The sequence below is a fragment of the Lysinibacillus sp. OL1 genome (assembly GCF_004332175.1).
GTDB lineage: Bacteria > Bacillota > Bacilli > Bacillales_A > Planococcaceae > Lysinibacillus > Lysinibacillus capsici.
In genome coordinates, this window is record NZ_SJDS01000001.1 from 40,274 (window position 1) to 66,716 (window position 26,443).

General features: G+C 38.5%; 35 protein-coding genes. 21 read left to right on the forward strand and 14 right to left on the reverse strand.

The window, feature by feature from the left end:
• Both EW028_RS00200 and EW028_RS00205 read left to right on the forward strand, forming a co-directional pair.
• The gene (locus tag EW028_RS00200; RefSeq protein WP_131519509.1) at positions 1-753 is read left to right on the forward strand and encodes a prepilin peptidase; all 753 of its coding nucleotides are present in this window, start codon (positions 1-3) and stop codon (positions 751-753) included.
• Positions 754-786: 33 nt separating this feature from the next.
• Positions 787-1,509 (forward strand): gamma-glutamyl-gamma-aminobutyrate hydrolase family protein, encoded by a 723-nt coding sequence (locus EW028_RS00205; RefSeq protein ID WP_131519510.1) that lies wholly within the window; start codon positions 787-789, stop codon positions 1,507-1,509.
• 107 nt (positions 1,510-1,616) lie between these two features.
• Here EW028_RS00205 and lexA read toward each other — a convergent pair whose 3' ends face one another.
• The gene (gene lexA / locus EW028_RS00210) at positions 1,617-2,234 is read right to left on the reverse strand and encodes a transcriptional repressor LexA (RefSeq protein WP_004232118.1); all 618 of its coding nucleotides are present in this window, start codon (positions 2,232-2,234) and stop codon (positions 1,617-1,619) included.
• 166 nt (positions 2,235-2,400) lie between these two features.
• Here lexA and yneA point away from each other — a divergent pair, with 166 nt between their 5' ends.
• Together yneA and EW028_RS00220 are read left to right on the forward strand one after the other, a co-directional pair.
• The gene (gene yneA, locus EW028_RS00215; RefSeq protein ID WP_066036589.1) at positions 2,401-2,715 is read left to right on the forward strand and encodes a cell division suppressor protein YneA; all 315 of its coding nucleotides are present in this window, start codon (positions 2,401-2,403) and stop codon (positions 2,713-2,715) included.
• Complete coding sequence (locus tag EW028_RS00220; protein ID WP_004232122.1) at positions 2,712-3,377, forward strand: YneB family resolvase-like protein; 666 nt, start codon at positions 2,712-2,714, stop codon at positions 3,375-3,377. Before yneA ends, EW028_RS00220 begins: the two co-directional genes overlap by 4 nt.
• Positions 3,378-3,407: 30 nt before the next feature.
• Here EW028_RS00220 and def read toward each other — a convergent pair whose 3' ends face one another.
• From def to EW028_RS00240, 4 genes are all read right to left on the reverse strand, one after another.
• The gene (gene def / locus EW028_RS00225; RefSeq protein ID WP_131519511.1) at positions 3,408-3,983 is read right to left on the reverse strand and encodes a peptide deformylase; all 576 of its coding nucleotides are present in this window, start codon (positions 3,981-3,983) and stop codon (positions 3,408-3,410) included.
• Entirely contained in the window at positions 3,976-4,167 is a 192-nt protein-coding gene (locus EW028_RS00230) for a helix-turn-helix transcriptional regulator (protein WP_066036592.1), read from the reverse strand. Before EW028_RS00230 ends, def begins: the two co-directional genes overlap by 8 nt.
• 279 nt (positions 4,168-4,446) lie before the next feature.
• On the reverse strand, positions 4,447-4,980 hold the full coding sequence (locus EW028_RS00235; RefSeq protein WP_131519512.1) for a DJ-1/PfpI family protein: 534 nt from the start codon (positions 4,978-4,980) through the stop codon (positions 4,447-4,449).
• Between the two features lies 1 nt (position 4,981).
• Positions 4,982-5,515 carry a GNAT family N-acetyltransferase gene (locus EW028_RS00240; protein ID WP_131519513.1) on the reverse strand — a complete coding sequence of 178 codons (534 nt, stop codon included), beginning with the start codon at positions 5,513-5,515 and terminating at the stop codon, positions 4,982-4,984.
• Between the two features lie 187 nt (positions 5,516-5,702).
• Here EW028_RS00240 and EW028_RS00245 point away from each other — a divergent pair, with 187 nt between their 5' ends.
• From EW028_RS00245 to EW028_RS00255, 3 genes are all read left to right on the forward strand, one after another.
• Positions 5,703-5,936: a DUF896 domain-containing protein gene (locus tag EW028_RS00245; RefSeq protein WP_004232132.1), complete on the forward strand. Its 234-nt coding sequence runs from the start codon at positions 5,703-5,705 to the stop codon at positions 5,934-5,936.
• A gap of 127 nt (positions 5,937-6,063) precedes the next feature.
• Positions 6,064-8,058, forward strand: coding sequence for a transketolase (gene tkt, locus EW028_RS00250; RefSeq protein WP_131519514.1), 1,995 nt, complete (start codon positions 6,064-6,066; stop codon positions 8,056-8,058).
• A 109-nt stretch (positions 8,059-8,167) separates the two neighbouring features.
• Positions 8,168-8,815 (forward strand): HAD family hydrolase, encoded by a 648-nt coding sequence (locus tag EW028_RS00255; RefSeq protein ID WP_131519515.1) that lies wholly within the window; start codon positions 8,168-8,170, stop codon positions 8,813-8,815.
• Positions 8,816-8,860: 45 nt separating this feature from the next.
• Here the strand turns inward: EW028_RS00255 and EW028_RS00260 are convergent, their stop codons facing one another.
• The 6 genes from EW028_RS00260 to EW028_RS00285 all read right to left on the reverse strand — a co-directional run bounded on the left by EW028_RS00260 (position 8,861) and on the right by EW028_RS00285 (position 13,524).
• Positions 8,861-9,493: a response regulator transcription factor gene (locus EW028_RS00260; protein WP_009370700.1), complete on the reverse strand. Its 633-nt coding sequence runs from the start codon at positions 9,491-9,493 to the stop codon at positions 8,861-8,863.
• On the reverse strand, positions 9,468-10,508 hold the full coding sequence (locus EW028_RS00265) for a sensor histidine kinase (RefSeq protein ID WP_131519516.1): 1,041 nt from the start codon (positions 10,506-10,508) through the stop codon (positions 9,468-9,470). The genes EW028_RS00260 and EW028_RS00265 overlap by 26 nt, the downstream gene beginning before the upstream one ends.
• Positions 10,505-11,188: a cell wall-active antibiotics response protein LiaF gene (gene liaF, locus EW028_RS00270; protein ID WP_131519517.1), complete on the reverse strand. Its 684-nt coding sequence runs from the start codon at positions 11,186-11,188 to the stop codon at positions 10,505-10,507. Before liaF ends, EW028_RS00265 begins: the two co-directional genes overlap by 4 nt.
• Positions 11,189-11,244: 56 nt before the next feature.
• On the reverse strand, positions 11,245-12,360 hold the full coding sequence (locus EW028_RS00275; RefSeq protein WP_131519518.1) for an alpha/beta fold hydrolase: 1,116 nt from the start codon (positions 12,358-12,360) through the stop codon (positions 11,245-11,247).
• A gap of 153 nt (positions 12,361-12,513) precedes the next feature.
• The gene (locus EW028_RS00280) at positions 12,514-13,152 is read right to left on the reverse strand and encodes a PspA/IM30 family protein (protein WP_131519519.1); all 639 of its coding nucleotides are present in this window, start codon (positions 13,150-13,152) and stop codon (positions 12,514-12,516) included.
• Between the two features lie 15 nt (positions 13,153-13,167).
• Positions 13,168-13,524 carry a lmo0954 family membrane protein gene (locus EW028_RS00285; RefSeq protein ID WP_048391315.1) on the reverse strand — a complete coding sequence of 119 codons (357 nt, stop codon included), beginning with the start codon at positions 13,522-13,524 and terminating at the stop codon, positions 13,168-13,170.
• Positions 13,525-13,862: 338 nt separating this feature from the next.
• On the opposite strand from EW028_RS00285, the gene sirA reads away from it, so the two are divergent.
• From sirA to EW028_RS00300, 3 genes are all read left to right on the forward strand, one after another.
• Positions 13,863-14,288: a sporulation inhibitor of replication protein SirA gene (sirA, locus tag EW028_RS00290; protein ID WP_004232148.1), complete on the forward strand. Its 426-nt coding sequence runs from the start codon at positions 13,863-13,865 to the stop codon at positions 14,286-14,288.
• A gap of 98 nt (positions 14,289-14,386) precedes the next feature.
• Positions 14,387-14,605: a YneF family protein gene (locus tag EW028_RS00295; RefSeq protein WP_004232154.1), complete on the forward strand. Its 219-nt coding sequence runs from the start codon at positions 14,387-14,389 to the stop codon at positions 14,603-14,605.
• Positions 14,606-14,715: 110 nt separating this feature from the next.
• Positions 14,716-15,219, forward strand: coding sequence for an S-ribosylhomocysteine lyase (locus tag EW028_RS00300; RefSeq protein ID WP_048391314.1), 504 nt, complete (start codon positions 14,716-14,718; stop codon positions 15,217-15,219).
• Positions 15,220-15,267: 48 nt separating this feature from the next.
• On the opposite strand, the gene EW028_RS00305 is transcribed toward EW028_RS00300, so the two are convergent.
• On the reverse strand, positions 15,268-16,239 hold the full coding sequence (locus EW028_RS00305; protein ID WP_036080551.1) for an alpha/beta hydrolase: 972 nt from the start codon (positions 16,237-16,239) through the stop codon (positions 15,268-15,270).
• A 207-nt stretch (positions 16,240-16,446) separates the two neighbouring features.
• Here EW028_RS00305 and EW028_RS00310 point away from each other — a divergent pair, with 207 nt between their 5' ends.
• The 3 genes from EW028_RS00310 to EW028_RS00320 all read left to right on the forward strand — a co-directional run bounded on the left by EW028_RS00310 (position 16,447) and on the right by EW028_RS00320 (position 18,605).
• Positions 16,447-17,631, forward strand: coding sequence for an acetyl-CoA C-acetyltransferase (locus EW028_RS00310; RefSeq protein WP_193767295.1), 1,185 nt, complete (start codon positions 16,447-16,449; stop codon positions 17,629-17,631).
• Positions 17,632-17,654: 23 nt separating this feature from the next.
• Positions 17,655-17,921 (forward strand): YqkE family protein, encoded by a 267-nt coding sequence (locus EW028_RS00315; protein ID WP_036080173.1) that lies wholly within the window; start codon positions 17,655-17,657, stop codon positions 17,919-17,921.
• A gap of 177 nt (positions 17,922-18,098) precedes the next feature.
• Positions 18,099-18,605: a GNAT family N-acetyltransferase gene (locus tag EW028_RS00320; protein ID WP_131519520.1), complete on the forward strand. Its 507-nt coding sequence runs from the start codon at positions 18,099-18,101 to the stop codon at positions 18,603-18,605.
• Positions 18,606-18,621: 16 nt separating this feature from the next.
• Here the strand turns inward: EW028_RS00320 and EW028_RS00325 are convergent, their stop codons facing one another.
• A complete protein-coding gene (locus EW028_RS00325; protein ID WP_131519521.1) occupies positions 18,622-19,101 on the reverse strand; it encodes a VanZ family protein in 480 nt (159 codons plus the stop codon).
• Positions 19,098-19,997, reverse strand: coding sequence for an aldo/keto reductase (locus EW028_RS00330; RefSeq protein WP_131519522.1), 900 nt, complete (start codon positions 19,995-19,997; stop codon positions 19,098-19,100). Before EW028_RS00330 ends, EW028_RS00325 begins: the two co-directional genes overlap by 4 nt.
• 76 nt (positions 19,998-20,073) lie before the next feature.
• On the opposite strand from EW028_RS00330, the gene EW028_RS00335 reads away from it, so the two are divergent.
• The 8 genes from EW028_RS00335 to spoIIAB all read left to right on the forward strand — a co-directional run bounded on the left by EW028_RS00335 (position 20,074) and on the right by spoIIAB (position 26,432).
• Positions 20,074-20,631 carry an NUDIX domain-containing protein gene (locus EW028_RS00335; RefSeq protein WP_131519523.1) on the forward strand — a complete coding sequence of 186 codons (558 nt, stop codon included), beginning with the start codon at positions 20,074-20,076 and terminating at the stop codon, positions 20,629-20,631.
• Between the two features lie 47 nt (positions 20,632-20,678).
• Positions 20,679-21,197, forward strand: a complete 519-nt coding sequence (locus tag EW028_RS00340; protein ID WP_227744818.1) for a hypothetical protein — start codon at positions 20,679-20,681, stop codon at positions 21,195-21,197.
• Between the two features lie 122 nt (positions 21,198-21,319).
• On the forward strand, positions 21,320-21,784 hold the full coding sequence (gene fur / locus EW028_RS00345) for a ferric iron uptake transcriptional regulator (protein ID WP_004232171.1): 465 nt from the start codon (positions 21,320-21,322) through the stop codon (positions 21,782-21,784).
• Between the two features lie 175 nt (positions 21,785-21,959).
• Entirely contained in the window at positions 21,960-22,862 is a 903-nt protein-coding gene (xerD, locus tag EW028_RS00350) for a site-specific tyrosine recombinase XerD (protein WP_131519525.1), read from the forward strand.
• 98 nt (positions 22,863-22,960) lie between these two features.
• Complete coding sequence (gene deoB / locus EW028_RS00355) at positions 22,961-24,142, forward strand: phosphopentomutase (protein ID WP_131519526.1); 1,182 nt, start codon at positions 22,961-22,963, stop codon at positions 24,140-24,142.
• Between the two features lie 13 nt (positions 24,143-24,155).
• A complete protein-coding gene (locus EW028_RS00360) occupies positions 24,156-25,406 on the forward strand; it encodes a thymidine phosphorylase (protein WP_131519527.1) in 1,251 nt (416 codons plus the stop codon).
• A 239-nt stretch (positions 25,407-25,645) separates the two neighbouring features.
• Positions 25,646-25,999 (forward strand): anti-sigma F factor antagonist, encoded by a 354-nt coding sequence (gene spoIIAA, locus EW028_RS00365; protein WP_004232181.1) that lies wholly within the window; start codon positions 25,646-25,648, stop codon positions 25,997-25,999.
• Positions 25,992-26,432 carry an anti-sigma F factor gene (gene spoIIAB, locus EW028_RS00370; RefSeq protein WP_048391296.1) on the forward strand — a complete coding sequence of 147 codons (441 nt, stop codon included), beginning with the start codon at positions 25,992-25,994 and terminating at the stop codon, positions 26,430-26,432. Before spoIIAA ends, spoIIAB begins: the two co-directional genes overlap by 8 nt.
• The last annotated feature ends 11 nt before the right edge of the window (positions 26,433-26,443 follow it).

Here is a 26,443-nt window from a genome sequence, read left to right on the forward strand (position 1 = left end):
TTGGAAATGGCTTATACGATCTTTATTTTTTTATTTGGACTTGTCTTTGGCTCTTTTTATAATGTAGTTGGCTTACGTGTACCACAGAAGGAGTCGATTGTACATCCTCCTTCACATTGTCCAAAATGCCAGAGACGACTAACGGCGCTTGATTTAGTACCAGTTTTGTCTTATGTATTTTTAGGAGGAAAATGTCGGGGTTGTGGCAATAAAATTTCTTGGGTTTACCCAGTCATAGAATTAATGACAGGTGTATTATTTGCCTTTGCTTATTGGCAGCTAGGCTTGGGCATAGAATTGATAGTAGCGTTCCTTTTTATCTCCTTATTAGTTATTATCGTTGTGTCAGATTTGGCCTATATGCTAATTCCAGATAAGGTGTTAGTATTCTTTTTACCTTTGCTAGCTATTGGACGAGTGCTGTCACCATTAACACCGTGGTGGGACTCTCTTGTGGGTGCTGTGGTTGGTTTTGGCATATTATATATCATTGCTGTGCTATCAAACGGTGGCATGGGTGGAGGCGATATTAAATTATTCTTTTTAATTGGTCTCGTTCTGGGTACGATTGATACACTGTTAACGCTATTTTTAGCAGCAGTGATTGGTATGATTGTCGGGATTACCATGTTATCGAAAAACAAACAGGGGAGAAAAACACCCATTCCGTTTGGGCCATCTATTGCATTGGCCGCAGTTATTGTTTATTTCTATGGCGATGTATTAATTAATTGGTATCTAGGCTTTTGGTAATTGTGCAATTTTCAAGAATTTGGAGGGAAGCAAGTGAAACCGATTATTGGTATTACAGCCTTTGTTGAGGATGATTTATCCTCTCAATTAAATGCTGCTTACAGTAAAAGCATCATTGAAGCAGGTGGAATTCCACTGATTATTCCAATTGGAGTAGAAGAAGAGGCAGCCCAGATTTTAGCCCTTACAGACGGTTTATTATTATCTGGTGGTCATGATGTGCACCCATTTCTATTCGGGGCTGAGCCTTCATTAAAGCTTGGAAAAATTCATCCAGCGCGAGATACGATTGAGTTAGCATTGATTGAAGCCGCATTCCAACGTAAGATGCCTATTTTCGGGATCTGTCGAGGAATTCAAATACTAAATGTTGCATTAGGTGGTACCTTATATCAGGATATTGATAGTGATCACTTTAGTACCAAGTTACTCCAACATATGCAGCAATCAGGTCGAGCTGTAGCTACCCATTCTGTACAGGTTATTGCTGACAATCTATTAGCGACTATCGTTGAACAAGAGAAGATTGCAGTGAATTCATTTCATCATCAAGCGGTGAATGTGTTAGCAGAAAAATTAAAAGTAGCAGCAAAATCCAGCGACGGTATTATCGAAGCGGTAGTTCATGAGGAGATGCCATTTTGCTTGGCTGTTCAGTGGCATCCTGAGGAACTAGCCATAGCAGGAGATGAGAGTGCTCAAAAGCTATTTTCAGCCTTTATTGAAGCGAGCTTAAAATTTAAGAAGGAAGCTTAGAAGGGGCATTATACAAAGAATCCAATCGTATATGGATTCTTTTTTTGCGTAAAAAAGAGGATACATGCTCTTAGAAGGAACATAATCCTCAAAACCTGCTTTAATCGTTAATGTACACGTCTGTAAAGACCTACAACTTGTCCTAAAATAGAAACTTGATCGACAATAATAGGTTCCATAGAAGAATTTTCAGGTTGTAAACGGAAATGGTTTTTCTCTTTAAAGAAACGTTTTACAGTTGCTTCATCCTCAGCTGTCATAGCTACAACAATATCCCCATTATTAGCTGTTGCCTTTTGTTTGACAATGACTAAATCTCCATCTAAAATCCCAGCTTCAATCATTGATTCCCCCATGATTTCTAGCATGAACAATTGATCTTCACTTGTGCCATACGTATCGGGTAATGGGAAGTATTCTTCAATATTTTCAATTGCTGTAATTGGAGAACCAGCTGTAACCTTCCCGACAAGTGGGACATGGATCACCTGTTGCTTTTGAATGGATTCTTCAGGCTCTAAAATTTCAATTGCGCGTGGCTTTGTTGGATCTCGACGAATAAAGCCTTTTTGTTCTAATCGAGCTAAATGTCCATGAACAGTTGAACTGGAAGCAAGTCCAACTGCTTCACCAATTTCACGTACTGATGGTGGATATCCTTTAGCTCGTACCTCTTCCTTAATGAAAGCTAAAATGTCCTCTTGTCTTTTCGAAACTTTTTTCATGAGTGCTCACCTCTTTTTTCTAATATCATTCTACTTATTTGATAGTATAACAGAATGCGAACATGTATGCAAACATAGGTTCGAAAAGTGTTTGACAAAAACGTTTGTTCGCTTTATTATGGGAACATACATTCCGAACAAACATTCTTAAAAAGGGGTAATGATTATGACATGGTTGAAGAAAAACACACATATCTCAATTTTAATAGGAGCTTGTTTACTATTTGCAGCATACCTTTACATTACTGATCCAGGAAAAGTTAGTTACGCAGAAATTCAAATTGAACATGGAGATAGCTTGTGGTCGTTAGCTGAGCAATATCGTGGTAAAATGAGTACTGATGATTGGATAAAGCTTGTAAAAACGGAAAATGAACTAGCAGATATTAAAATTGTAGCGGGAAAATCTCTAGTTATTCCTGTAGTGAGTGATCAAGCCAGTCCCATCAATACTATCGAAATTGCGAGAAATGAACAATGATAAATAATCAACTATCGGCTGTTGTCTATTGTCGCGTAAGTACTGAAAAAGAAACACAAAGCTCCTCATTAGAGCGCCAGCAGGAAGAGTTGCTGCGCTATGCTAAAGAGCAAGGCTATGCGGTGAAGGGCGTGTTTAAAGATCAACATAGTGGCTATGATGTAGAACGTGAAGGCTTACTAGAAATGCTTGATTTTATAAAAGATAAGAACATTAATGCTCTTTTTGTCCAAGATGAAACTCGTTTAGGACGAGGCAATGCAAGGATGGCTGTATTACATTTATTACAAAAGTCAGCAACTGACGTTTTTTCGATGCGTGATGCAGGCCCAGTTCAATTAAATGAAATGGATACGATGCTGCTTGAAATTTTAGCGATTGTAGAGGAGTATCAGCGTAGAATCCATAATGCTAAAATTCGACGAGGTATGCGACGTGCTGTAGAAAACGGCTATCGTCCAGAAAATAATTTATCGAACCGAGGTAATCCGCAGGGGCAGGAGCGAAAAGATCTACCTGTAGAGGAAATTGTGAAGCTCCGCAAACGTGGATTTACCTTTGAAGAAATTTCTATAACGCTTAGAGGGTTAGGATTTGAGGTAAGTAAGGCGACTGTACATCGTCGTTTCCAAGAGCACCAAGAAAGATTAGCAGGAAAATAATATTCCTGCTAATTTTTTTTCTGTAAAAAACTACTGAAGCGAAGAAAAGCTTTCGATGATAACATGATTAGGCAGTTGGAAAGGGTGCTCTTTATTTATTCGATCATAAAACATGATGCCATTTAAATGATCGATTTCATGCTGTACAACGATGGCCCCATAGCCCTGTAACTGTACAATGATTTCATGTCCATCGATGTCGTAAGCTTTGACTTTAATTCTCTCATATCTCGGTACAAAACCAGGGACAGGTCGATTTACAGATAGACAGCCTTCTCCCTCCGGTAGATAAATCATATTAAGGGAATGACTCATTATTTTAGGGTTAATCAGCATCATTTCTTGGTCATCAAAGAGTACAGCAAACATTCGTTTATCTACGCCAATTTGATTAGCAGAGAGCCCACTCCCAGGGCGAAGCTTATATTTTTTTGCTAGCGTTGGATTTTGGCTATTTTTCAGATATTGTAGCATGGCTAGGAGGGTATTTCGGTCCTCATTGGTCACGGGTATCGATACTTCTTGAGTTTGTTTTCTTAAAATTGCTGAGTGTTCTTTCACGAAGTCCTTCATTGTAATCATATAATTTGGGTGAAATTTAGTCATAGATAAACACCTCATCAATTCGGCTATTGAGAACCTTAGCAATCTTAAAAGCTAATTCTAGGGTCGGATCATATTTATCATTTTCAATACTATTAATGGTCTGTCTCACAACTCCACACTCTTTTGCAAGAGCAGCTTGTGTTATGCCTAATTTTTTTCTTAAAATTTTGATGATGTTCTTCAGAATTATTCCTCCATTTTGTCCAAAGTATTAGACATATATCGTAAGATAAGAATTAAAAAATGTCCAACTAATTGGACATTTTTTGGTGTGAAAAACAAAACAGTCAATTGAAGGGGAGAAATGGATTTCCATTGCAGGCTGCTTGCTTTCTTGTAGCACACAGACGGAACGGAAATCACCCCACAGCCTTGTTAAAAATTCTCATTCTACTAATGACATCATCTTTTTCAACAACATGAAATGCCCGATTAATTGGACATTTGGGTTTTAAATCATCACTTAATACCAATTTTCATCAAAATTTAGCTTTAACGCATGCCCGAAACAAATACCGAAAGGAATAAAACCTCTTCCTCTTGCTGTAATGATATTTCCATCTTGTACCACTAGTTCATCTGAATAGTTATGAAGTTCAAAGCATCCTAACTGCTCCATGCCATCTAAAGGTAGTCCTACTGTATATTTTTTGTTCTTTAAGACCCCTGCTTTTGCTAATAGGTAAGGGGAGCTAGAAATACTTGCAATCATTCCTCCTTTTGCAGATAGAAGATGAATGAAGTCTAGTAAGCTCTCTTCAAGTTGTAATGTAGAAATATCCATACAGCCTGGTAATAGTAGACTATCAATATCGTCAAGCTCTACCTCATTCACGGATAAATCAGCTATACAATTTAAACCAGATTCTCCTCTGATAGGTTTGGTATTCGATGCAAGTGTGATGATGGGTTTACCGCCTTGCATTAATATGGACAAAGCAACACTCAATTCATATTCACTAAATTGTGGGTATAATAACACCGCAGTTTTCTTCATTTCATACACCTCTTACCTTTTGAGTGTTCCATTCTTCCTCTAAAATAGCGTAATAGTATTCATCCCACCAAGTCTCTCCATGAGGAATGCATTTTTTGAAAAATCCTTCTTGGCGCATTCCGATTTTTTCCATGACTCGGTAAGAAGCGATATTTTCTGGCTGGCATGTGGCAATAATTCGATGAAGTTTCATTTTATTAAAGCTGTGATCTAATAGGGCCTTAGCAGCTTCAGAAGCATAGCCATGATTGTGATAGGCAGGATTCATAACCCATCCAATTTCATACGTATGATCGCCAAAGTATTTGTGGAAAACAAGATGACCAATGACTCGCTGTTGTTCACGTAAAACAATGGCGAAATGTTTTGCTTGCTCGTTGCTATTCTCTGTTATGAAATTTTGAACCTGATCTTCATTCAACACACCCTCTGGCATATAGTGCATGACCGTTTTGTCGGACATATAGCTATAAACGGCCTGCCAATCTGAGGCTTCAAATGTTCGAATAAGTAATCTAGGTGTTGTGATGTTCATGATAGCTCCTCCTAATATCTATCAAATTTTTCCTTTTATTATTAGTTATACACCTCTAACTTCTGGAAGTCATGTAAATAATGGCTAAGAAGTGTTTTTAAGGGTTGGTATAACTGCATTTTAAGGGAAACCATGCTATACTTTGCATACTGAGGTCATTAAGCTAGGTACTGAAAGGTGTGTAACCATGTTATCAAAGGAAAAAATTAACCGAATTAATGAATTATCTGCTAAAGCAAAAAGCGGACAATTAACAGAGGAAGAAGCAAAGGAGCGAACAGCGCTTCGCAAGGAGTATTTAGATACGTTTAGAGCAACTATGCGAGATACGATTGAAAACGTTAAAGTGGTAGATGCAGAAGGAAATGATGTAACTCCTGAGAAGGTAAAACAAGCACAAAAAAATAAATTTCTAAATTAATGTGACACAATTCAATAAAGTATGTATGAAAACGCAAATAGTATAACAAAAAGCATTGTTTTCTAAAGCAATGTTGACTAAACTGTAAAAGAACAATATATAGGACGAGAAAGGATGTCACAATATAATGACTCAACACGCGGATCTTTTAGCAATTAATGCTATCCGAACTTTGTCAATCGATGCTATTGAAAAAGCAAATTCTGGTCACCCAGGTTTACCAATGGGAGCAGCGCCAATGGCTTATACGCTTTGGACAAAACAATTACGCCATAATCCAGCAAATCCAAAATGGTTTAACCGTGATCGTTTTGTACTATCAGCAGGTCATGGTTCAATGCTTTTATACAGCTTACTTCACCTTGGAGGCTATGGTTTACCAATGGAAGAAATTCAAAACTTCCGCCAATGGGATTCATTAACACCAGGACATCCTGAATATGGTCATACAGTAGGGGTAGAGGCAACAACTGGTCCTCTTGGACAAGGAATCGCTATGACTGTTGGTATGGCAATGGCTGAGCGCCATTTAGCCGCTACTTACAATAAACCAGGTCATGACATTGTTGACCACTACACATTTGCGTTATGTGGCGATGGGGACTTAATGGAAGGTGTAGCAGCAGAGGCGATTTCATTAGCTGGTCACTTAAAACTTGAAAAATTAATCGTACTTTACGATTCTAATGATATTTCTTTAGATGGTGACTTAGAAAAGTCATTTTCAGAAAACGTTCAACAACGCTTTGAATCTTATGGTTGGAATTATTTAAAAGTGGCAGATGGTACAGATGTAGATGCTATTAATGCAGCCATTGAAGAAGCCAAAAAATCTACTGGCAAGCCAACATTAATTGAAGTGAAAACAGTGATTGGTTTTGGTTCTCCAAATAAATCTGGTAAAGCAGATTCTCACGGTGCACCACTTGGTACAGATGAAGTTGTCTTAACGAAGGCTGCCTATGAGTGGGCACATGAACCATTCCAAATTCCTGCAGAAGTTTACGATACATTTAATGCGGCTGCTGAAGTGCAAGGCGCACAACCAGAGGAAGCTTGGAATGCAAAATTTGCTGCATACAAAGAAGAATTCCCAGCGTTAGCAGCTCAATTCGAGAAAGCGATGAATGGTGAATTACCAGAAGACTTTGCTTCTGAGTTACCTGTATATGAAGCTGGTAAATCTGTAGCAACTCGTTCTTCTTCAGGCGATGCAATTAATGCTATTGCGAAGAAAACACCTTCATTCTTTGGTGGTTCAGCTGACCTTGCTGGCTCCAATAAAACAACGATGAAGGGTGCAGGAGATTTCTCAGCAGACGACTATGCTGGACGTAACATCTGGTTCGGTGTTCGTGAATTTGCAATGGGTGCTGCTATGAACGGAATGGCTCTTCACGGTGGTTTAAATGTATTCGGTGGTACATTCTTCGTATTCTCTGATTACGTTCGTCCTGCAATTCGTCTATCTGCATTAATGGGTCTTCCTGTAACATATGTATTCACACATGATTCGATTGCAGTAGGGGAAGATGGTCCAACACATGAACCAATCGAACACCTTGCATCATTACGTGCAATGCCAAACCTATCTGTTATTCGCCCTGCGGATGCAAATGAATCAGCAGTTGCGTGGGAGCTTGCAGTAGCAGCAGAAAAAACACCAACTGTTCTTGTATTATCTCGTCAAAACTTACCTGTTCTTGACGCTTCTATTGAAACAGTACGTGAGGGCGTAGCAAAGGGTGCTTACACAGTGTCTCCAGCTACAAAAGAAGTGGCAGATGCTATTTTAATTGCAACAGGCTCTGAGGTTTCGCTTGCTGTCGAAGCACAAAAAGCATTAAAAGCAGACGGTATAGATGTAGCAGTTGTTTCTATGCCATCTATGGATCGCTTCGAAAAACAAGACGCCGCTTACAAAGAATCTGTTCTACCAAAAGCTGTTACAAAACGTCTTGCAATTGAAATGGGGGCATCTTTCGGCTGGCATAAATATACTGGCTTTGAAGGCGATGTTCTAGCAATTGATAAGTTCGGTGCATCTGCTCCAGGTGAATTAGTAATGGAAAAATACGGCTTCACTGTTGAAAACGTAGTAGCAAAAGTGAAAGCATTATAATTTATAATAAATACCACAACACTCAGCGAAATAAACATCGCATGAGTGTTGTGGTACTTTTTTTAGCGGCAAACACAATATGTAAAAACTTCATAAAAAGGGTGAGTAAATGAAGAACTATAAAGTTGTGTTATTTGACTTAGATGGAACATTATCTGATCCTAAAATAGGAATCACTAAATCAGTGCAGTATGCTTTACAGAAAGCGGACGTCATGGTGAATGATTTGGATGAACTGGAACCATTCATCGGACCACCATTACAAGTATCTTTTCAAGAAATCTATGGATTCAATGATGCACAAATAACGCAAGCAATTGGTGATTACCGAGAACGATTTACGGAAAGGGGAATGTTTGAAAATAAACTCTATGAAGATATTCCAGCTTTGTTAGCTCATTTAAAGCAACAAGGATATATACTAACTATTGCCACCTCAAAACCAACTGTCTTTGCGGAACAAATCATAAAGTATTTTCAGCTAGAGTCCTATTTCGATCTTGTCGTAGGAAGTCACTTAGATGGTTCCCGTTCTGCCAAAGGTGAGATTATTGCAGAGGTGCTTCAACAGTTTGATTCCTATCCAAAAGAGCAATTTATTATGATTGGGGATCGAAAATATGATTTGATTGGCGCTCGTGAAAATCAAATCGATGCCATCGGTGTGACATATGGTTTTGGGTCGCTAGAAGAATTAAAAAATGAAGAGCCTACATATATTGTGGACCATGTAAATGATCTCCTAAAATACCTCTAAAAACACGAAAAACTGCATGTCAGCATGCAGTTTTTTTATGTAGGATTATTTAGCAAGCCCATTTTGGAAGGCGTAGACGACGGCTTGAGTACGATCTTGAACTTCTAGCTTTGCTAAAATATTACTAACATGTGTTTTTACTGTTTTCAAGGCAATATATAGCTCATCAGCGATTTCCTGATTGGCTTTACCCTGGGCCATTAGCAATAATACTTCCATTTCACGTTCAGTCAATTGTTCGTATAGTGGCGTACTATTGCCGTGGCGCATGCGGTGCATCATTTTGGAAGTGACCTCTGGCTCTAATACCGTTTCGCCACCCATCGTTTTTCGAATAGCATCTGCAATTTGTTTGGCATTAGATGTTTTTAAAATATAGCTTACCGCGCCAGCCTCTAAGGCAGGATATACTTTATCATCATCTAAAAAGCTAGTCACCATCATGATTTTTGCCTCAGGCCATGCTGCTAATATTTCCACTGTTGCCTCTGCTCCTGTCATAACAGGCATCACATTATCCATTAAAATAATATCAGGCCTTAGCGCTAGGGCACGTTCCACAGCTTCTTTACCGTTCTCAGCCTCACCTACAACCGTAATATCTGGCTGTGCTGAAAGATAGGCTGACACACCAATCCGTACCATTTCATGATCATCCACTATGAGCACTTGTATCATCGACATTGACCTCCTCTTTTTGTAAAGGAATTTTAACCTCTACAATTGTTCCTTCACCAGGCACTGATACAATTTTATAGGTGCAGCCAATTTCAACTGCTCGTTCAGCTATGTTTTGTAAACCGTATGATGTGGATTTATCTTCCTCCACATCAAAGCCTAAACCATTATCTTGAATTCGTAAAATAGCTAAGTCGTCTCGTGCCACAAGAAGTAATTCCACCTCACTTGCTTTGGCATGACGCAGCGTATTGGAGAGTGCCTCTTGTGCAATACGAAATAAATGATCTTCCTCTGCTTTAGTTAAGGCCATTTCTTCTAATTCATATTCTATATGGAAATAAACTTTTTGCTGAAGTTCAATAATCAATTCCTCTAAGCCTTGTGCCAATGTTTTATTGTGTAAAGCTACAGGCCGTAAGTGTAGCAGTAATGCACGCATTTCTAGCTGGGCCTGCTGAACGATTTTCTCAACCTGTTTTAAGCTAGTAGCATGTTCGTCATTTTCAGTTAATGCAGATAGTAACATAGAGGCAGCAAATAGTTGCTGTGACACAGAATCATGGAGTTCTCTAGCTAGTCGTTGGCGTTCAGCAATAATACGCTCCTGAATAATTTTATCATTGGCCTCAGCCCGTTCATTGGACAAACGCTGTAAACTTTTACGTTGCGTATCAATTAATTCACTCGTTTGGACAAGTGCCTTTTTTAACGATTTCGGAAGAGCTTGTTTTTTAGGAAAAACAAAATCAGGCTCGATCAGTTGTTTCACTATTCGTGTTGCCTGCGCTTCTCGTGCCCTTGCAGTCATACTGATCCAGCTGGCAAACAGGAAGCTAAGTATAAACAGGCTAACTAGGATGATGCCACCTAGAGGGATATTATCGTAATTCTGCTGCCATAAGGGCTCCCATGTTTTTTCATCAGGATTGCCCCATAGTGCAACAAGAAGACCGAAAACAGCACTCATTAAAATGAAAAATAATGTAAATAATCTTGAGATAAAGGCTATCATTTTCGTAGCACCTCCAAATCTCCAAGCCAGGTTGCGACATGAATAATCAGTACACGTTTAGCATCCTGGGGGTTGCCGTCTGAGAAAGTAATACTTTCATTTACTATACGTTGCGGCCCTACGTGTAAGCAGGAGAGCTCACCAAATAACGTCGTATACTGTAAACGGAATGGAATTTCATAAGGAATATAAATTTGAACTTTACCAATACCTTGTCGAATTGTAATAAGACTAGTGCCAGCTGGTAAAATCGTTTGCGTTGTATCGATGGTAATATCTCCAGCGAGGCGCTGAATTTGTACATCTTGCCATTTATAAGCTTCTATAGGCGCTGGCATTGTACCAATTAGGTCATTTTTAATCGCAGGGAGTTTTTCAAAAAGCTCTGCGCCAACTACTTTTGGCTCGTTTTCTCTTTGCAAGTATTGATAGAGCATATATAAGAGCATGATGACGATAAATAAACGTAAGCTCCACATCGTGAACAAAGCAATGGCAATAAAGAAAATTCCTGTCCATTTAAAAAATCGAACTTTTTTGGAAAAACTCAAATAAAGAAGTACAGCCCCAATCAATAAACAGAAGGCGCCACCATTATTAAATATAGTTAGCTCCACAAAGACGAGTAAAAAGAAGCAAAGAACCCAAAATGTGAGCTTATTTGTTGTGAAATTTTGCATGAGGGTCACCCTTCCTTCTAGAAATTGATGTGAGAAGCTGAACTTCTCTACATGCTTTAATACCTTTCAAGCATTTTTTTCAATGTGTCATTTATTAGTGTGACATCAAGTTTGTTTGGATAGTGAGCAGAGTGTTGTAATGTGATAAACTCCTTGCCATTTGGTGCATCTAAAATCTCGTAATATTGTTTAGATAATTCATAATTTGCCTGTTTATCATATATTCCATGAATAAGATAAACAGGGATTTCTATAGTTTTAACAGTTTCGAAAAAATTAGTAAGGATAATTTCTTTTTTTAATTCCTTGCTTTCGATAAGACTAAATTGGGGACCAGAAATAAATGCATGATAAATATTTTGTAAAGAATAGTCAGGTGAAGTGAAAGCCCCTTTGATTAAATTAAAAAGGTTCACCTTTTCTATGGTATCATCAGAATAATTCATTCCTTTATATTGATTGATAAGTTTACTAAACTGGTCTTCATCTTCTTCAAGATAGGGTTTTTTATCAAAACTCTCCAAAATTCTAAGAGTTTTCTCATCGTCAATTGCTTGGGCTTCGTTCTTTAGCCACTCATAACCAAGTTCCTGTCCCTTTGTTGGATTTGTTAATTGAGAAATGCCTAAATAAGCGTGAAACTTTTCGGGATATTTAGCTATTAATTGTGTTCCGATTACTGTTCCAAAAGATTGCCCAATGATAAAGATCTTTTCCTGTTTGTAATGTACTCTTATAAAATCCACAATACTATTTGCATCTTCTGTGAATTGAGCTAAGTTCATTGTGTTTAATGATAAGTTTTTATTATAACTTTTACCAGACCCCCGTTGATCATAAAATACAGCTACGCAGTTCTCTGTAATCTCAGGAAACAGCGTTCTAGCACTTACCCCATATGGAAATGGGGAGCCAGGGCCACCATGAAGGAATAAACAAAATGGTCTTTCTTTATCTTGCCCCTCTACTAGTATAAATTGTTTATCTCCATTGACAGTTATTTCTTTTAGTTCACTAATACCACCATTTTCAATAATGGCCGTACTTTGTTGCTTTATCTGCTGTTGAACAATGGAACGATAACACAATAAACAGATTGAAAGTACGAGGAGAAAAATTAAAACAAAAAGGCAGATTTTAATCATATGATGGACCCACTTTTTAATTTTCATCTTAGTTAATTCCTTTTCCAGTATTAATCGCAAGTAAAATCACATATTAAGGATTTGGAAGAGAAAAGCTCCTATAAACTACACTGTTTTTCTTCAAAGAAATGGGATGCTTCCTAAATAGAGGCATCCCTTATCTGTTTATATTATACCATGTTATTTATTTTCAATTAGCAGTGGTGAGCTTTCTTCTACTGCTTTTTTTTCTAATTCTGCCAGTCTTGCCTCAAAAGTTGTAAGCTCATGGTCTTTATCGATTTGATAAGCTAATTTATCGATATATGCTTCTAAATCTTCAAAGTTTGTTTTATTATTTTTGGCAATCATTCCATCCATTTGATGATGGGCACGAGTTACATTTTCTTTCCCCATCAGCTGTAATTGACGCACTTTCATATCTTTAATTTTATGCTTCATTGTTTCAAATTTACGCTCGAGCTCGAAGTATTCACGAGTACTTGCTTCAATGCTAGCTTGTAATGTAAGGTTACGAGCTGAATAAGCTGTTACTTCATCCGTAGCGAAATCAATTAAGTCCTGCTCTCCGCTAGATTTTGCTAATGCTAATTGAGATTCACGTTTCGCTAGTAAATCTGCGTTTTCTTTATATTCTTGCTCTAGCTTTTCTTTTAATTGCCCTTGTCGCTCTAATAATTTGCCTGTTTGTTCTGTTTGTTTTTCTGCTTCACGAATGTATTGATTTAACATCGCAATCGGATTTTTTTGTTCCTTCTTATCAAATAATTGGTGTAAGTCTGCCTCTATTGTATATCTAAAACGTTGAAATAAGTTCATTTAAAATCGCTCCTTTTATTTTGTTAAATTTGACCATTCTTTTTCAAAGTTTGTAAACGGATCTTCTTCTTTTTTTCCTTCAATTGTAGGGATTTTTACATCTTCACCATTCCATTTTTTATAGATAACATAGATAATGGCGATGGCAGCAAGACCTACCATTGCTGGAATGTTAGACACTGCTGATAGGACACCGATTAGACCAACTGTAAACCAGAAAATTTTACCGAAAGATGACTTACTAGCAATGTAGAAGTGCATGCCCAGTGCTACAAATAATCCAGAGAATAATAACCCCGCCAGTGGTCCAATTAACGCTAGTGCAACACATGCTGCAATGACGCCTCCAGTTAATAAAAGAAATTTTTTCATTTGTTTTAGCTCCTTTCGTTTGTACCTTTATGTTACCTATTTACAAGATTGTCTAAAACGGACTCGAAATTGATTTTGAACTAGGTCTTGAGGCTGAGATTCATCTAAGCAGCCAAAATAGAAGCTTTTTAGCCGTGTTTAATAAGACTTTTTCTTGTTTTTGGAAAAATATTAATTATTTTTGGTTGGAAATACCATTTGTCATAAAGTCATTTATAGACCCGAAACTAGAATTTTTTCGACAAAAATAGAAGAGAGATCCCTCCTTCGTTTGACAAATAAACAAGATTGAATGAGCTATACTTATGAAAAAGAAACTGAGCGAAGGAGGATTTCTGGTGAGAACCTATTCTATATATAAGATAAAAGAAGAGCATTTAACGTTTATTTTTGGCAGAGAGCGTAAGTTGTTAGAGATGATGCAAGGTTGTGAAGATGCCAATGAGAAATCCTTAAAAGAGCTTGCATATATATGTGAATCCGTTCGTTTTGAGGAGATTGCAGCCATGTTAGAGCATCAACTTGATTCCAAATATGCACACCTAGAAAGAGCTCGTAATGCTTTGTTTTTAGAACATCCGATCAAAGGTAAAATGGCTATTTATTTAGTAGATCGTAAAATTTGTGTTTACTGTGAAGGTTCGCGAATGCTAGATTTAGATTTATTTCAAATGCTTGCTAAAATGAGTGAACGTTTTATTGCTTTTAATAAACAGGATAATGAGTGTGGGTGGTTAAAGCCGATGAAGTATACAATGCACTAGGAAAATTCACTACAATATATAGTAACACGCTATTATTTGGTGTATAATGGAGCGTGGAGAGTTTTTCTCGGTATATTGTAGTGGAGGAGGTTGGTTGTATGCCTACATGGGGCTGGATTATTATCGTAATTATCGCATTAGCAGCGGGCGCAGCACTTGGTTTCTATTTCGCTCGTCAAGCTATGATGAAATATTTGAAAGAAAACCCACCTATTAATGAGCAAATGATTCGTATGATGATGGCGCAAATGGGTCGTACGCCGTCTGAAAAGCAAGTACGTCAAATGATGGCGCAAATGAATAAATTCCAGAAGTAATTTGGAATGTTCCGAGCAACTAGTTCAAGCTTAACTAGTTGTTTTTTTATTTTTAATAGTATTTAAATAATTCTTAAAAATCATACAACTCTATCGGGAAACTATGTATAATGGAGTTACTATATGGAAGGGAGTTGTGTATATTGCAAAAAGAAAAAACAAATGTAGAAAGTTTTGATCTAGATCATACAAAAGTAAAGGCACCTTATGTTCGTTTAGCAGGTGTGAAAACGGGCAAAAATGGCGATGAGGTATATAAATACGATATTCGCTTTAAACAGCCAAATAAGGAGCATATGGAAATGCCTGCATTGCATTCTTTGGAGCATTTATCTGCTGACATTATCCGTAATTACTCTGATCATATTGTTGATTTCAGTCCAATGGGTTGTCAAACAGGCTTCTATGTGTCCTTGATCAATCATAATGATTATGAGGATTTATTAGCTATTTTAGAGAACACATTTACAGATGTGACAAAGGCAACCGCAGTGCCTGCCTGCAATGAAGTGCAATGTGGCTGGGCTGCTAGCCATAGTTTAGAAGGGGCCCAAGCATTAGCGAAAGAGTTTTTAGCGAAACGTGATGAATGGCATATTATTTTTGAAGATTAAATAAAATAAAAACCTTGCGAGTAAAATAACGCAAGGTTTTTCATTGCCCTAAAAATGGAATGGAATGACATTCGAAGAAGAGGAATCCCGATTGATTTTTTGATAAATAAAATTGTCTAAAAAATCATGAATTAAATCCTCATATTCATCCATATTTTCATTAAAGGATTGTGCATGTGCCCCCGTATCAAAAAGTTTTAATTTTTTTGGACCGGTTTTTTTATTGTAGAGATCGAGTGACATGGAAGCTGGAATAAACGTATCTGGAATACTATGGATAAAGAGCACAGGTTTTTCAATATGTGTGACGGCTTCGGCAGGTGTTACACTTTTAAATGAGTAACCATCTCTGAGACGAACAAAAAAGTCAGCAAAACGAATAGGAATAATGGAGCCATATTTAAATTCAGTTTTTGCAATTTGTTTGAGTAACATAGAAAAGTCGGAGAACGCGCAATCTGAGATATAAAAATCAGCGCCATCCTCGACTGTTCCTGCATAGAGGAGCATGGTTGCAGCACCCATCGATTCACCGTGAATGCCAAGTATAGCATCCTCTCCAATCATGGCTTTGACTGTTTTCACCACGGCATCAAGATCGTTTTTCTCATAGTAGCCATAGCTTGTAGTCTTGCCTCCAGATTCACCATGGCGACGGTGGTCAAATATAACAGAATTATAGCCAAGTCTTTCAAAAAGGCGAGCATATTTTACGGAATTTATTTTATTTTCGGTGACACCGTGGCAAATGATGATCGTGTTATTTGTTTGCAATGGCTGAAACATAATGCCTCGAATTGTATAGCCATTAGGAGAATCAATATTCAGTTCACATTTCAAGTTTTTATTGTACCAAGCCTCATCAAAGCGTTTTGCGGTCGTTTCTCGTTCCCGTATAAATTCAGGGTCTTTTTGTTGGATATACATTAATTTATTGGAAAGCGCGAAGCCGAACAGACCTGTTGCAGCGGCGGCTAGCGTTGTTGTAATACCAGAGAATAAAAGCATCTTCTTTTTCATCATAAAACACCTCCACATGCTGTTTCTTATTTGTAATGTTCCCAACTAAGATTGTTTAAAACACGTCAACATTTTACAATATCTTTGGCAAAACTGCGATTATTTCTATTATCGAAAATCGTCATAATATTTGTTAAAATATACATATCTGCTAGTAGCATATGCATGCAGTGTTGATTCTTGAACGGGGAAAAGGGGAGAATGATTATGACAAACGAGGTAGTAATCGTGAGCGCGGTGCGTACTGCAATCGGCTCATTTCAGGGGACATTAAAAGATGTACCAGCGACAACGTTAGGTAGCATTGTCATTAAAGAAGCATTAGCGCGTGCTGGCGTAGCAGGAGAACAGGTTGATGAGGTCATTATGGGGAATGTTTTATCGGCTGGACTTGGACAAAATCCAGCGCGACAAGCGGCAATTAAAGCGGGGTTACCTCAAGAGGTATCAGCCTTAACAATTAATAAAGTATGTGGATCGGGTTTAAAGGCTGTTCATTTAGCAACACAGGCGATTTTAGCGGGAGATGCAGAGATTGTTGTTGCAGGTGGATTTGAAAATATGAGCCAGGCTCCATACGTATTAAAAAATGCACGAGAAGGCTTCCGAATGGGCGATCAAAAGATAGTAGATACAATGATTCATGATGGCCTATGGTGTGCTTTTAACGATTATCATATGGGCATTACAGCTGAAAATTTATGTGATATGTATCAAATTTCTCGAGAAGAGCAGGATGCTTTTGCAGCTCGTTCTCAGCAACGCGCAGAGGCAGCAATTGCAGCGGGCAAGTTTGAAAATGAAATCGTTGCTGTTGAGATTCCACAGCGCAAGGGAGAGCCACTGCTTTTCAATAAAGATGAATTTCCACGAGCAGGTGTGACAGCAGAATCATTAGGTAAGCTACGACCAGCATTTAAAAAGGATGGCTCTGTCACAGCAGCGAACGCGTCTGGTATTAATGATGGTGCGGCAGCGGTAGTGGTGATGTCAAAGGAAAAAGCACAAGAGCTAGGCATTCAACCAATGGCGATCATTTCAGCGAATGCTAGTGCTGGTGTAGATCCTGCAATTATGGGTACAGGTCCTGTAAAAGCAGTACAAAAAGCGCTGACAAAGGCTGAGATTACTTTAAACGATATCGATTTAATTGAAGCAAATGAAGCATTTGCAGCACAATCAATTGCTGTAGATCGTGAATTAAGCTTTAATCATGATAAACTAAATGTTAACGGGGGTGCCATTGCTCTTGGTCACCCAATCGGTGCTAGTGGTGCTCGGATTTTGGTAACGCTATTACATGAGATGGAAAAGCGTGATGTGAAAACGGGCTTAGCCACATTATGTATCGGCGGTGGACAAGGCGTAGCAACAGTTGTGAAGCGCCCTTGATGTCAATAAGAAGGTGATTAGAAATGGGAAAGAAACGAAAACAGCAACAACATACCGACAATAGTGTAACAGCTAGTCTACCTAAGCAAGAGGCCGTTACATTAGCAGATCAGCTAGGTGGCGATGTGCTAGCAAAATTAAAAGCAGCGAAGCAAGATTTAACTGCTAAAGAGCAGGCGGCAGAAGAAGAACGTCAAGCAAAACTGGCCTTTGAACGTAAACAACGAGAAAAAAACAAATCGTTTGAAGAACTTTTGAACGAATACGGCGATAAAGGTACTAAATATTAAGAGAGAACAGTGAATTCACATAGGTGGGTTCACTGTTTTATATTTACAGCATAAAATTTATACGGTTGTGGTCGATATATAAGGAGAGATTTTTGAAATTAATGGAACGGGAGACGCTGCCAATAACATATACCTAATTGTAATTTAGTATCAATTAAATTATGTTAGGAGACCAACATGGTAGAATTACAAACAGAAAGAATAAGATTAATTCCTTTAAACGCTAAGTATCTTAATTTACTAATAGCGCATGAGGAGCAAATGGCGGCGGAGTTGTCATTAAGTAAAGGTGTAGGGAGTTTAGATGACGAGCTTAAACAAGCGTTGTATTTTAGACTTTCCAAAGTATTAAAAGACGAGCAAAATTATCTGTGGCACACGAATTGGTTACTTGTCTTAAAAGAAAAAAATTGTGCTGTTGGTGGCATAATGCTAAAAGGTACGCCAAATGAGCAAGAGGAAGTGGTGATCGGGTATTATACTTTGCCTCCTTATTGGAGGCAGGGCTATATGACAGAATCAATCATAGCTCTTAAAGACTGGTTACTCCATCAGCCAAATGTAAAATACGTTATCGCTGACACGGAAAAAGAAAATATGGCTTCCCATCGAGTTTTGGAAAAAGCAGGGGCTGTCTTGTTTAAAGAAACGAAGTCCCTCTATTTTTGGCGGTTCCACCTTTAAAATAAAAGACAAAAGGCTATAATTGAGCCTTTTGTCTTTTATTTTTGAGTATTTTTCTTACTGCAACAATGAGACTAACAAAAACAATGGCTCCAGCTGTATCGACAAGCACATCTTGAGCACTCATTGTACGACCTGGCGTAAAGCCTTGACGAAATTCATCAAGCACCGCAATTATAGCTGTTCCACCGATAGCAATACTTGCTGCAAAACGTCTTTTTCCCCAGGCAAAGTAAAGGCCAAGTGCGATGCATCCAAATCCCATGAAGTGTGTCAATTTACGAATTAAAAACTCTACAAATGGAAAATAACCTCGCTCTTCCACTGAAACGATGATTCCCCAATAGGGAATTTTTAAAATAGATAGTTGTTCTTCGAAAGGTTTATTGGCGAGCAAATCTTCTAATTCTGGTAGTATACTTTGTTGCTCATAGGTCATACTAGAGGAGATTACTAGTACAACTAGACAAATGAGTAAAATTAGCCATTTTTTCATCGATGTTCTTGATAGTACTCATTTTTTGTTAGCACATTAGCTACCTTGAAATCTGTTATTGAATTAATTTTCTCGTAGGAAGCAAGCGTTTGTGCTAGTTGTTGTTGTGAGCTTGCACCAATGACCGTAGAAGCGATTGTTGGCTCTTTCAGATTAAAAGCGATAGCCAAAGCATGCAAATCATCATAGTGTATAGCTAAGTCTGTTAACGTTGATGTTAACTCCTCAGCAGTATAGGTGTTAAAACCATTTACATGTTGTAAACGTTGTTGCCAGCTATTCGTTAATAAGCCCTTTGCCACTGTGCCACGTGTTACAACAGAAGCACCCTGTTTCGCAATAAAGTTAAACCATTCTTCAGGGCGGCGATCGAGGGCACTGTATTGCATCATGACGCTTCTAGCGGAGCTTGCAGGTAAAAATCGCTGCAATACATTAGGACGTATGGAGGATATACCATATTCACGAATAAGCCCTTCTTTTTTCAGTCCTTCAAATGTGTCAATTATCCCGTCCCAATCATCTTCGATTGTGCCACCGTGTAATTGATATACATCAATGTAGTCTGTTCCTAAACGTCGTAAGCTAGCATGGACAGCTTCTTTTATATAGGATGGTGATGCATCCCAATGCCAGCCATCTATCCCTTCTGCCCACCGATTACCTACCTTTGTTGCTAGAATGATATCATGACGACGCTTACCTAACGTTGTACCGATAATCTCTTCATTTGCACCATAATCATATAAATCCGCTGTATCAATATAGTTAATGCCAGCATCTAATGCCATATCGACAATGGCAGCTGCTTGTGTTTTATCTGTCGAAAGAGACATGCCTCCTAAACTAATCTCTGAAATAAACAATTCACTTGTACCAAGCTGTCTTTTTTTCATACGAATGACCTCCTTCGATTTCTCTACTTGTAATGGTACAATGAACATATCTGAAGAACAAGCGAGGTTATCGTCAATGAAAAAGTTTGAGGAAAAAACAACGAAAACGACACCGATCTATGACGGTAGAATAATAAAACTACAAATTGATGATGTCACTTTACCAAATGGACAGGATGCAAAACGTGAAATAATAAAGCATCCAGGTGCAGTAGCAGTGATTGCTGTTACGGACAAGGGTAAACTAGTGTTAGTAGAGCAATATCGCAAAGCACTGGAGCGTTCTATTATTGAAATTCCGGCTGGAAAGCTTGAGCCAGGTGAGGAGCCAGTGATGACAGCACGTCGAGAATTAGAGGAAGAGACAGGTTATGGCGCACATCAACTTACTTTTTTACAAACATTTGCAACATCACCAGGCTTTGCGGATGAAGTTATTCATTTGTTTGTGGCGAAGGGATTATATACAATAGACAATAAAGCAGATTTAGATGAGGATGAATTTGTCGAACTATTAGAAGTTTCGTTGGAAGAAGCACAAGTAATGGTGGCTGACCAGCGTATATATGATGCTAAAACAGCATTCGCAGTGCTATGGCTAGCTGCAAATTTAGAAAATAATCTTTTAGCATAATAGAGACGGACGAGCATAAGCTGTACAAACCTTGATAGAAAAGGAGCATGTTTATGTCTCGTACGGTGTCTATTTTTTATCACGCTTCCATCATTGCAGTAAGTTTTGTTTGTGGCGTTATTTTCTTTCATATTATTGGTGGACCGAAAGCGGAACCCTTTCTATTATTTATAGAGCCTCGTTTAGCAGATGGGGACAGGCAATCCATTTTTCGTTTAGTACTGCCTGTTGCTATTTCCATAGGTCTTATATTATTACTAGCAACACATAGCGTCTTAAAGGTGTTAGTGCGTGTGACGGTAGCCATGCGTGCCACTTTTTTTGGCTTTAGTTCGGTTTTTTTATTACAAAAACTTGAAGCTTTTTGGCTTTATACGATTTGGTGGTTTCCATTTCAGCTCATCTATTGTATATTGTTGCTAGTCCTATGCAATTTACTTGTACCCGCTTGGTCAAAGCGAAAAATCGGGAAACAAGTATCTGGTCGGACAATTTTGTTGAATTTTATCGCATTTTTCATCATAATAGTTGCTGAGTTTATTGTTATTTCTTATGTGTTAAAATGATGGATTGAATAGACCAAAATTGTGATCAGATAAAAAAGTAGAAGCATGTTAGAAATCTATTCACTATCTTGTAATAGGATTTACTCCTTTGGTATAATGGAAAGAGTTTAGGGGGGCGTCACATGGAGAGCCGAATTGATCGTATAAAAAAACAGTTGCATAGTGCTAGTTACAAGCTGACGCCGCAGCGAGAAGCGACAGTTGCTGTTTTGCTTGAGCACGAAGAGGACCACCTAAGTGCTGAAGATGTTTATCTTTTAGTAAAAGAAAAAGCACCTGAGATTGGTCTAGCTACTGTTTATAGAACGTTAGAATTATTAACTGAGCTCAAAATTGTCGACAAAATCAACTTTGGCGATGGCGTATCGCGCTATGATTTACGCCAAGAGGGAGCTGCCCATTTCCACCATCATCTTGTTTGTATCGAATGTGGTGCTGTTGATGAAATTCAAGAAGATTTACTTGAAGATGTGGAAGCCGTTGTTGAAAAACGTTGGAACTTTATCATAAAAGATCACCGACTAACTTTCCACGGCATATGCTGGCGCTGTCATGATAAAAACGACGAATCGAATGAAGAAAAATAACGAAAAACTGTCTGTTTTAATCTTTGGTATAGATTGAATCGGGCAGTTTTTTGTTTTTTTTATTGAAGTATAGACACCATTAGGGTTGGTGGTTTATGTCGAATGGAGGGTCCTTTAGCACATTTCTTAAGGCCATGCTAAAATAGAGAATAATTGACAGTGAGGGGGCGTTGTGATGAATGAATTTCAATATGCAGTAGAGGACTATATCCATTTTATTCAGGTGGAAAGGCAGTTATCTGTTAATACATTAGCATCCTATCGCCGAGATTTAGAAAGCTATGTACATTTTTTAAAGGAAGCAGAAGGTATGTCTGATTTTAGTGTGGTAGAACGGACAACTATATTACGCCATTTAGAGCAATTGCGGGCACAGGGAAAGACAAGTCGTACCGTTGCCCGTCATATTTCTTCGATTCGGAGTTTCCACCAATTTTTACTACGAGAAAAGCGCGCAGAAACTGATCCGACAGTCCATTTGGAGATGCCGACAATTGAGCAAAAGTTGCCTAATATTTTATCTATCCAAGAGATTGAAGCTTTACTAACAGCTCCTAATAAAAGTAAGCCACAAGGTATACGTGATCTTGCCATGCTGGAGTTATTATATGGCTCTGGTATGCGCATCAGTGAACTTATTGCACTAGATTTAGCTGATATTCATATAACAATGGGTTTTGTACGTGTATTTGGGAAGGGTGGCAAGGAGCGAATCATTCCACTCGGCAAAAGCGCACTTTCGGCAATAAATGCCTATTTAAATGGTGCTCGTAGTCAATTACAGGGAAAGTACCCCAAAACAGATGCGTTTTTTATTAATCAAAGAGGGAAACGTTTAACAAGGCAGGGTTGTTGGAAATTAATGAAGGAGCATGCGCTAAAGGCAGGCATCCAACATGAATTAACACCACATACATTGCGTCATTCCTTTGCCACTCATTTGGTTGAAAATGGAGCCGATTTACGAGCGGTGCAGGAGATGCTTGGTCATGCAGATATTTCTACTACGCAGATTTATACACATATTAGCAAAACAAGATTATCTGAGGTCTATAAGCAATTCCATCCACGGGCTTAAAAGTTAATAGGAAAAAATTATATTTCAGTCGGATGTCTGACCTTTATTTTTCGCATTTTTTTGGTAAAATAGAGTCATGAGATTAGGAGGCAACCATTATGAATAAACCATTTAACAAAATCCATGTTGTTGTCATGGATTCCGTAGGTATTGGTGAAGCGCCAGACGCTGCAAAATTTGGGGATGTTGGCGCACATACACTAGGACATATCGCTGAAAAAATGAATGGGCTTACAATGCCAGTAATGGAGTCATTTGGTTTAGCGAATATTGAACCATTGCATGGAATGCATGCAACTACTGACCCTAAAGCATACTACGGTAAAATGCAAGAAGCATCAGTTGGTAAAGATACGATGACAGGCCATTGGGAAATCATGGGGTTAAATATTGATAAACCCTTTAAAGTGTATCCAGATGGGTTTCCAGCAGAGCTAATTGATGAGCTAGAGAAACGTACAGGTCGGAAAGTGCTATGCAATCAGCCAGCAAGTGGTACACAAGTAATTGAAGATTTCGGGAAGGAGCATATGGAAACAGGTGCGATTATTGTCTATACATCAGCCGATCCTGTTTTACAAATTGCTGCTCATGAAGAAATCATTCCGTTAGAAGAGTTATATAAAATTTGCGAAATTGCTCGTGAATTAACATTACAGCCTGAATATTTAGTAGGTCGCGTCATCGCACGACCATTTGTTGGTACGCCTGGAAACTTTACTCGTACATCCAATCGTCATGATTATGCGTTAAAGCCATTTGGTCGTACAACAATGAATGTTTTGAAGGACGCGGGATTAGATGTGATTGCAATTGGAAAAATCTCAGATATTTTCAATGGTGAAGGTGTGACAGATTCTGTACGTACAAAAAATAATATGGATGGTATGGATCAATTTGCAGAAGTTGTACGTCGTGACTTCCGTGGTCTAAGCTTTTTAAATTTAGTCGACTTTGATGCCAATTTCGGCCATCGACGTGATCCTCTAGGCTATGGACAGGCATTACAAGAATTTGATGCACGTCTACCAGAAATTCTAGAGGCAATGTCAGAAGACGATCTATTAATTATTACAGCAGATCACGGCAATGATCCAACCTTCCCAGGAACAGATCATACACGCGAATATGTACCACTAATTGTCTATTCACCACGTTTTAAAGGTGGTGCGGAACTTGCGCTTCGTGAAACCTTTGCAGATATTGCAGCAACAGTTGCAGAAAACTTTCATGTAGACGCACCGCCATTCGGTAAAAGTTTCTTACATGATTTGAAATAAGGGGGTTTTTTGTATGAATATGGTTCAATTGTTTGAAAAGAAAAAACAAGGATTAGAGCTTTCTCAAGCTGAAATTCAGTATTTTGTTGAAGGCTATACGACAGGCTCTATCCCAGATTATCAAGCAAGTTCTTTATTAATGGCGATACGTTTATTAGGCATGTCTGATGATGAGACATTTTATTTAACTAAGGCAATGATCGAATCAGGCGATGTCATTGATTTAACATCTATTGAAGGCTTTAAAATTGATAAACACTCAACTGGAGGTGTTGGTGACAAGGTTACACTTGTTGTTACGCCAATTATTGCTGCTCTAGGAATTCCTGTTGCGAAATTTAGTGGTAAAGGCTTAGGGATTACTGGTGGGACAATTGATAAACTTGAATCCATTCAAGGCTTTAAAACAGAGCTTTCATCACAGGAGTTCATTGATAATGTCAATCAGCATAAAATTGCCGTTGCTGGACAAACAGGTAATCTAGTACCAGCCGACAAAAAATTATATGCATTGCGTGATGTGACAGGTACTGTCGATTCTATTCCATTAATCGCAGCGTCGATTATGAGTAAAAAAATTGCAAGTGGTGCCGATGGTATAGTCCTCGATGTAAAATGTGGCTCAGGTGCGTTTATGAAGACGCAGGAAGAAGCACAGCGTTTAGCAGATACAATGACGGCTATTGGAGAAAAACTTGGCCGTAAAGTCATCGCACACATCAGTGATATGGATAATCCGTTAGGGAAAATGATTGGTAATAAGCTTGAGGTAGTGGAGGCTTATGCCCTATTAAGTGGACGTATGGAAGAAACGCATGAAGATTTGGTTGATGAATGTGTTGTCATCTCTTCCTTGATGTACCAAATTGCGGCAGGTGTGAATGAAGCGGAAGCAACAGCTGCTGTTAAGCGAGTGCTAGCAGATGGCTCTGCAGCTGCAAAATTCGAGGAGTTTATTGTGGCGCAAGGAGGAGTGGTCTCTGATATTGTTCAAAATGACACAGCTCATAAAGTAGCAGTGACAGCGGTTTCAGAGGGCACGGTGGAGACGATTAATGCATTATTAGTTGGAGAAGCAAGTGTTAGTCTAGGCGCTGGACGTTTAACGAAGGAATCAAAGCTTGATTATGATGCAGGAATTCAGCTAATCGCCAAAAAAGGTGATCATGTCAATAATGGCGATACGATTGCTTATTTGTATTCCAATCAGTCAATTGATGAAGAGACAATTAATAAAATTCAGCAAGCTTATACAATTGCATAAAGATTATTAGCGAGAGCCCTCACTTATAAGGGTTCTCGCTTTTTTGTGCGTTCGATGAATCGCCAAAATTTAGAGCTCGATAGCGTTTAGAAATTGTAGATTTATCCCATACTGCACATAACCTAAAAAGCTATAAGTATGTCGATTAGACACTATTTCGGAAGACTTTGCACTAGTTCTGTCAGCCACAAGGATTCAACCTATTGAATGTGGAATTGCACGAGGAGGAGGCGATGTTCATGCATTATCAATTAGAAATGGTCACAAGAGAGACAGTCGTTATACGTTTGTTTGGGGAGCTCGATCATCATGCCGTTGAACAAATTCGAGCGAAAATTTCTGCAGCAATTTTTCAAGGCACTGTGACGACCATCATTTGGAACTTGGAAGGACTATCTTTCATGGATAGTTCGGGAGTTGGATTAGTGCTTGGTCGTATGCGTGAGTTAGAGGCAGTTGCTGGGCGAACTATATTATTGAATCCATCGCCAACAATGCGAAAAGTATTTCAATTTTCAGGTTTAGGACCGTGGATGATGGATGCAACAGAGGAACAAGCGATTGATCGCGTAAGGGGGATTGTAAATGGATAACGAAATGACATTAACTTTTTTGGCAATTAGTGAAAATGAAGCTTTAGCGCGTGTAGCTGTTACAGGCTTTATTGCTCAATTAGATCCAACTATTGATGAGCTATCAGAATTTAAAACAGTTGTCTCAGAAGCAGTTTCCAATGCTATTATTCATGGCTATGAAGAAGATGGTAAGGGTGTTGTGACAGTTCATGCTAAACGTGAGGATGATATTGTGACAGTATCTGTCATGGATAAAGGGATAGGAATTGAAGACGTTAGTCGAGCGATGGAGCCATTATTTACAACAAAAAGTATGATGGAGCGTTCGGGTATGGGCTTCACGATTATGGATAGCTTCTCAGATCAGCTGACAGTTATATCAAAATGGCAAGAAGGAACAACTGTAACATTCACGAAGAAATTTTACACAGTTCGCACAGCGGTAATGTGAGGTTAAACCCG

What these genes read in the sequence shown, in the direction of transcription:
- EW028_RS00335 (WP_131519523.1), top strand. Translation starts at nt 20,074, where the DNA reads ATGAAAAAGTTTGAGGAAAAAACAACGAAAACGACACCGATCTATGAC.
- EW028_RS00280 (WP_131519519.1), bottom strand. Translation starts at nt 13,152, where the DNA reads ATGAACTTATTTCAACGTTTTAGATATACAATAGAGGCAGACTTACAC.
- EW028_RS00265 (WP_131519516.1), bottom strand. Translation starts at nt 10,508, where the DNA reads ATGATAGCCTTTATCTCAAGATTATTTACATTATTTTTCATTTTAATG.
- xerD (WP_131519525.1), top strand. Translation starts at nt 21,960, where the DNA reads ATGAATGAATTTCAATATGCAGTAGAGGACTATATCCATTTTATTCAG.
- EW028_RS00360 (WP_131519527.1), top strand. Translation starts at nt 24,156, where the DNA reads ATGAATATGGTTCAATTGTTTGAAAAGAAAAAACAAGGATTAGAGCTT.
- EW028_RS00240 (WP_131519513.1), bottom strand. Translation starts at nt 5,515, where the DNA reads ATGAACATCACAACACCTAGATTACTTATTCGAACATTTGAAGCCTCA.
- lexA (WP_004232118.1), bottom strand. Translation starts at nt 2,234, where the DNA reads ATGAAAAAAGTTTCGAAAAGACAAGAGGACATTTTAGCTTTCATTAAG.
- EW028_RS00220 (WP_004232122.1), top strand. Translation starts at nt 2,712, where the DNA reads ATGATAAATAATCAACTATCGGCTGTTGTCTATTGTCGCGTAAGTACT.
- EW028_RS00320 (WP_131519520.1), top strand. Translation starts at nt 18,099, where the DNA reads ATGGTAGAATTACAAACAGAAAGAATAAGATTAATTCCTTTAAACGCT.
- tkt (WP_131519514.1), top strand. Translation starts at nt 6,064, where the DNA reads ATGACTCAACACGCGGATCTTTTAGCAATTAATGCTATCCGAACTTTG.
- spoIIAB (WP_048391296.1), top strand. Translation starts at nt 25,992, where the DNA reads ATGGATAACGAAATGACATTAACTTTTTTGGCAATTAGTGAAAATGAA.
- EW028_RS00255 (WP_131519515.1), top strand. Translation starts at nt 8,168, where the DNA reads ATGAAGAACTATAAAGTTGTGTTATTTGACTTAGATGGAACATTATCT.
- EW028_RS00300 (WP_048391314.1), top strand. Translation starts at nt 14,716, where the DNA reads ATGGAGTTACTATATGGAAGGGAGTTGTGTATATTGCAAAAAGAAAAA.
- deoB (WP_131519526.1), top strand. Translation starts at nt 22,961, where the DNA reads ATGAATAAACCATTTAACAAAATCCATGTTGTTGTCATGGATTCCGTA.
- spoIIAA (WP_004232181.1), top strand. Translation starts at nt 25,646, where the DNA reads ATGCATTATCAATTAGAAATGGTCACAAGAGAGACAGTCGTTATACGT.
- EW028_RS00330 (WP_131519522.1), bottom strand. Translation starts at nt 19,997, where the DNA reads ATGAAAAAAAGACAGCTTGGTACAAGTGAATTGTTTATTTCAGAGATT.
- def (WP_131519511.1), bottom strand. Translation starts at nt 3,983, where the DNA reads ATGACTAAATTTCACCCAAATTATATGATTACAATGAAGGACTTCGTG.
- EW028_RS00235 (WP_131519512.1), bottom strand. Translation starts at nt 4,980, where the DNA reads ATGAAGAAAACTGCGGTGTTATTATACCCACAATTTAGTGAATATGAA.
- EW028_RS00285 (WP_048391315.1), bottom strand. Translation starts at nt 13,524, where the DNA reads ATGAAAAAATTTCTTTTATTAACTGGAGGCGTCATTGCAGCATGTGTT.
- EW028_RS00310 (WP_193767295.1), top strand. Translation starts at nt 16,447, where the DNA reads ATGACAAACGAGGTAGTAATCGTGAGCGCGGTGCGTACTGCAATCGGC.
- EW028_RS00295 (WP_004232154.1), top strand. Translation starts at nt 14,387, where the DNA reads ATGCCTACATGGGGCTGGATTATTATCGTAATTATCGCATTAGCAGCG.
- EW028_RS00275 (WP_131519518.1), bottom strand. Translation starts at nt 12,360, where the DNA reads ATGAAAATTAAAAAGTGGGTCCATCATATGATTAAAATCTGCCTTTTT.
- EW028_RS00315 (WP_036080173.1), top strand. Translation starts at nt 17,655, where the DNA reads ATGGGAAAGAAACGAAAACAGCAACAACATACCGACAATAGTGTAACA.
- yneA (WP_066036589.1), top strand. Translation starts at nt 2,401, where the DNA reads ATGACATGGTTGAAGAAAAACACACATATCTCAATTTTAATAGGAGCT.
- EW028_RS00245 (WP_004232132.1), top strand. Translation starts at nt 5,703, where the DNA reads ATGTTATCAAAGGAAAAAATTAACCGAATTAATGAATTATCTGCTAAA.
- EW028_RS00260 (WP_009370700.1), bottom strand. Translation starts at nt 9,493, where the DNA reads ATGATACAAGTGCTCATAGTGGATGATCATGAAATGGTACGGATTGGT.
- fur (WP_004232171.1), top strand. Translation starts at nt 21,320, where the DNA reads ATGGAGAGCCGAATTGATCGTATAAAAAAACAGTTGCATAGTGCTAGT.
- EW028_RS00305 (WP_036080551.1), bottom strand. Translation starts at nt 16,239, where the DNA reads ATGAAAAAGAAGATGCTTTTATTCTCTGGTATTACAACAACGCTAGCC.
- EW028_RS00340 (WP_227744818.1), top strand. Translation starts at nt 20,679, where the DNA reads ATGTTTATGTCTCGTACGGTGTCTATTTTTTATCACGCTTCCATCATT.
- liaF (WP_131519517.1), bottom strand. Translation starts at nt 11,188, where the DNA reads ATGCAAAATTTCACAACAAATAAGCTCACATTTTGGGTTCTTTGCTTC.
- EW028_RS00325 (WP_131519521.1), bottom strand. Translation starts at nt 19,101, where the DNA reads ATGAAAAAATGGCTAATTTTACTCATTTGTCTAGTTGTACTAGTAATC.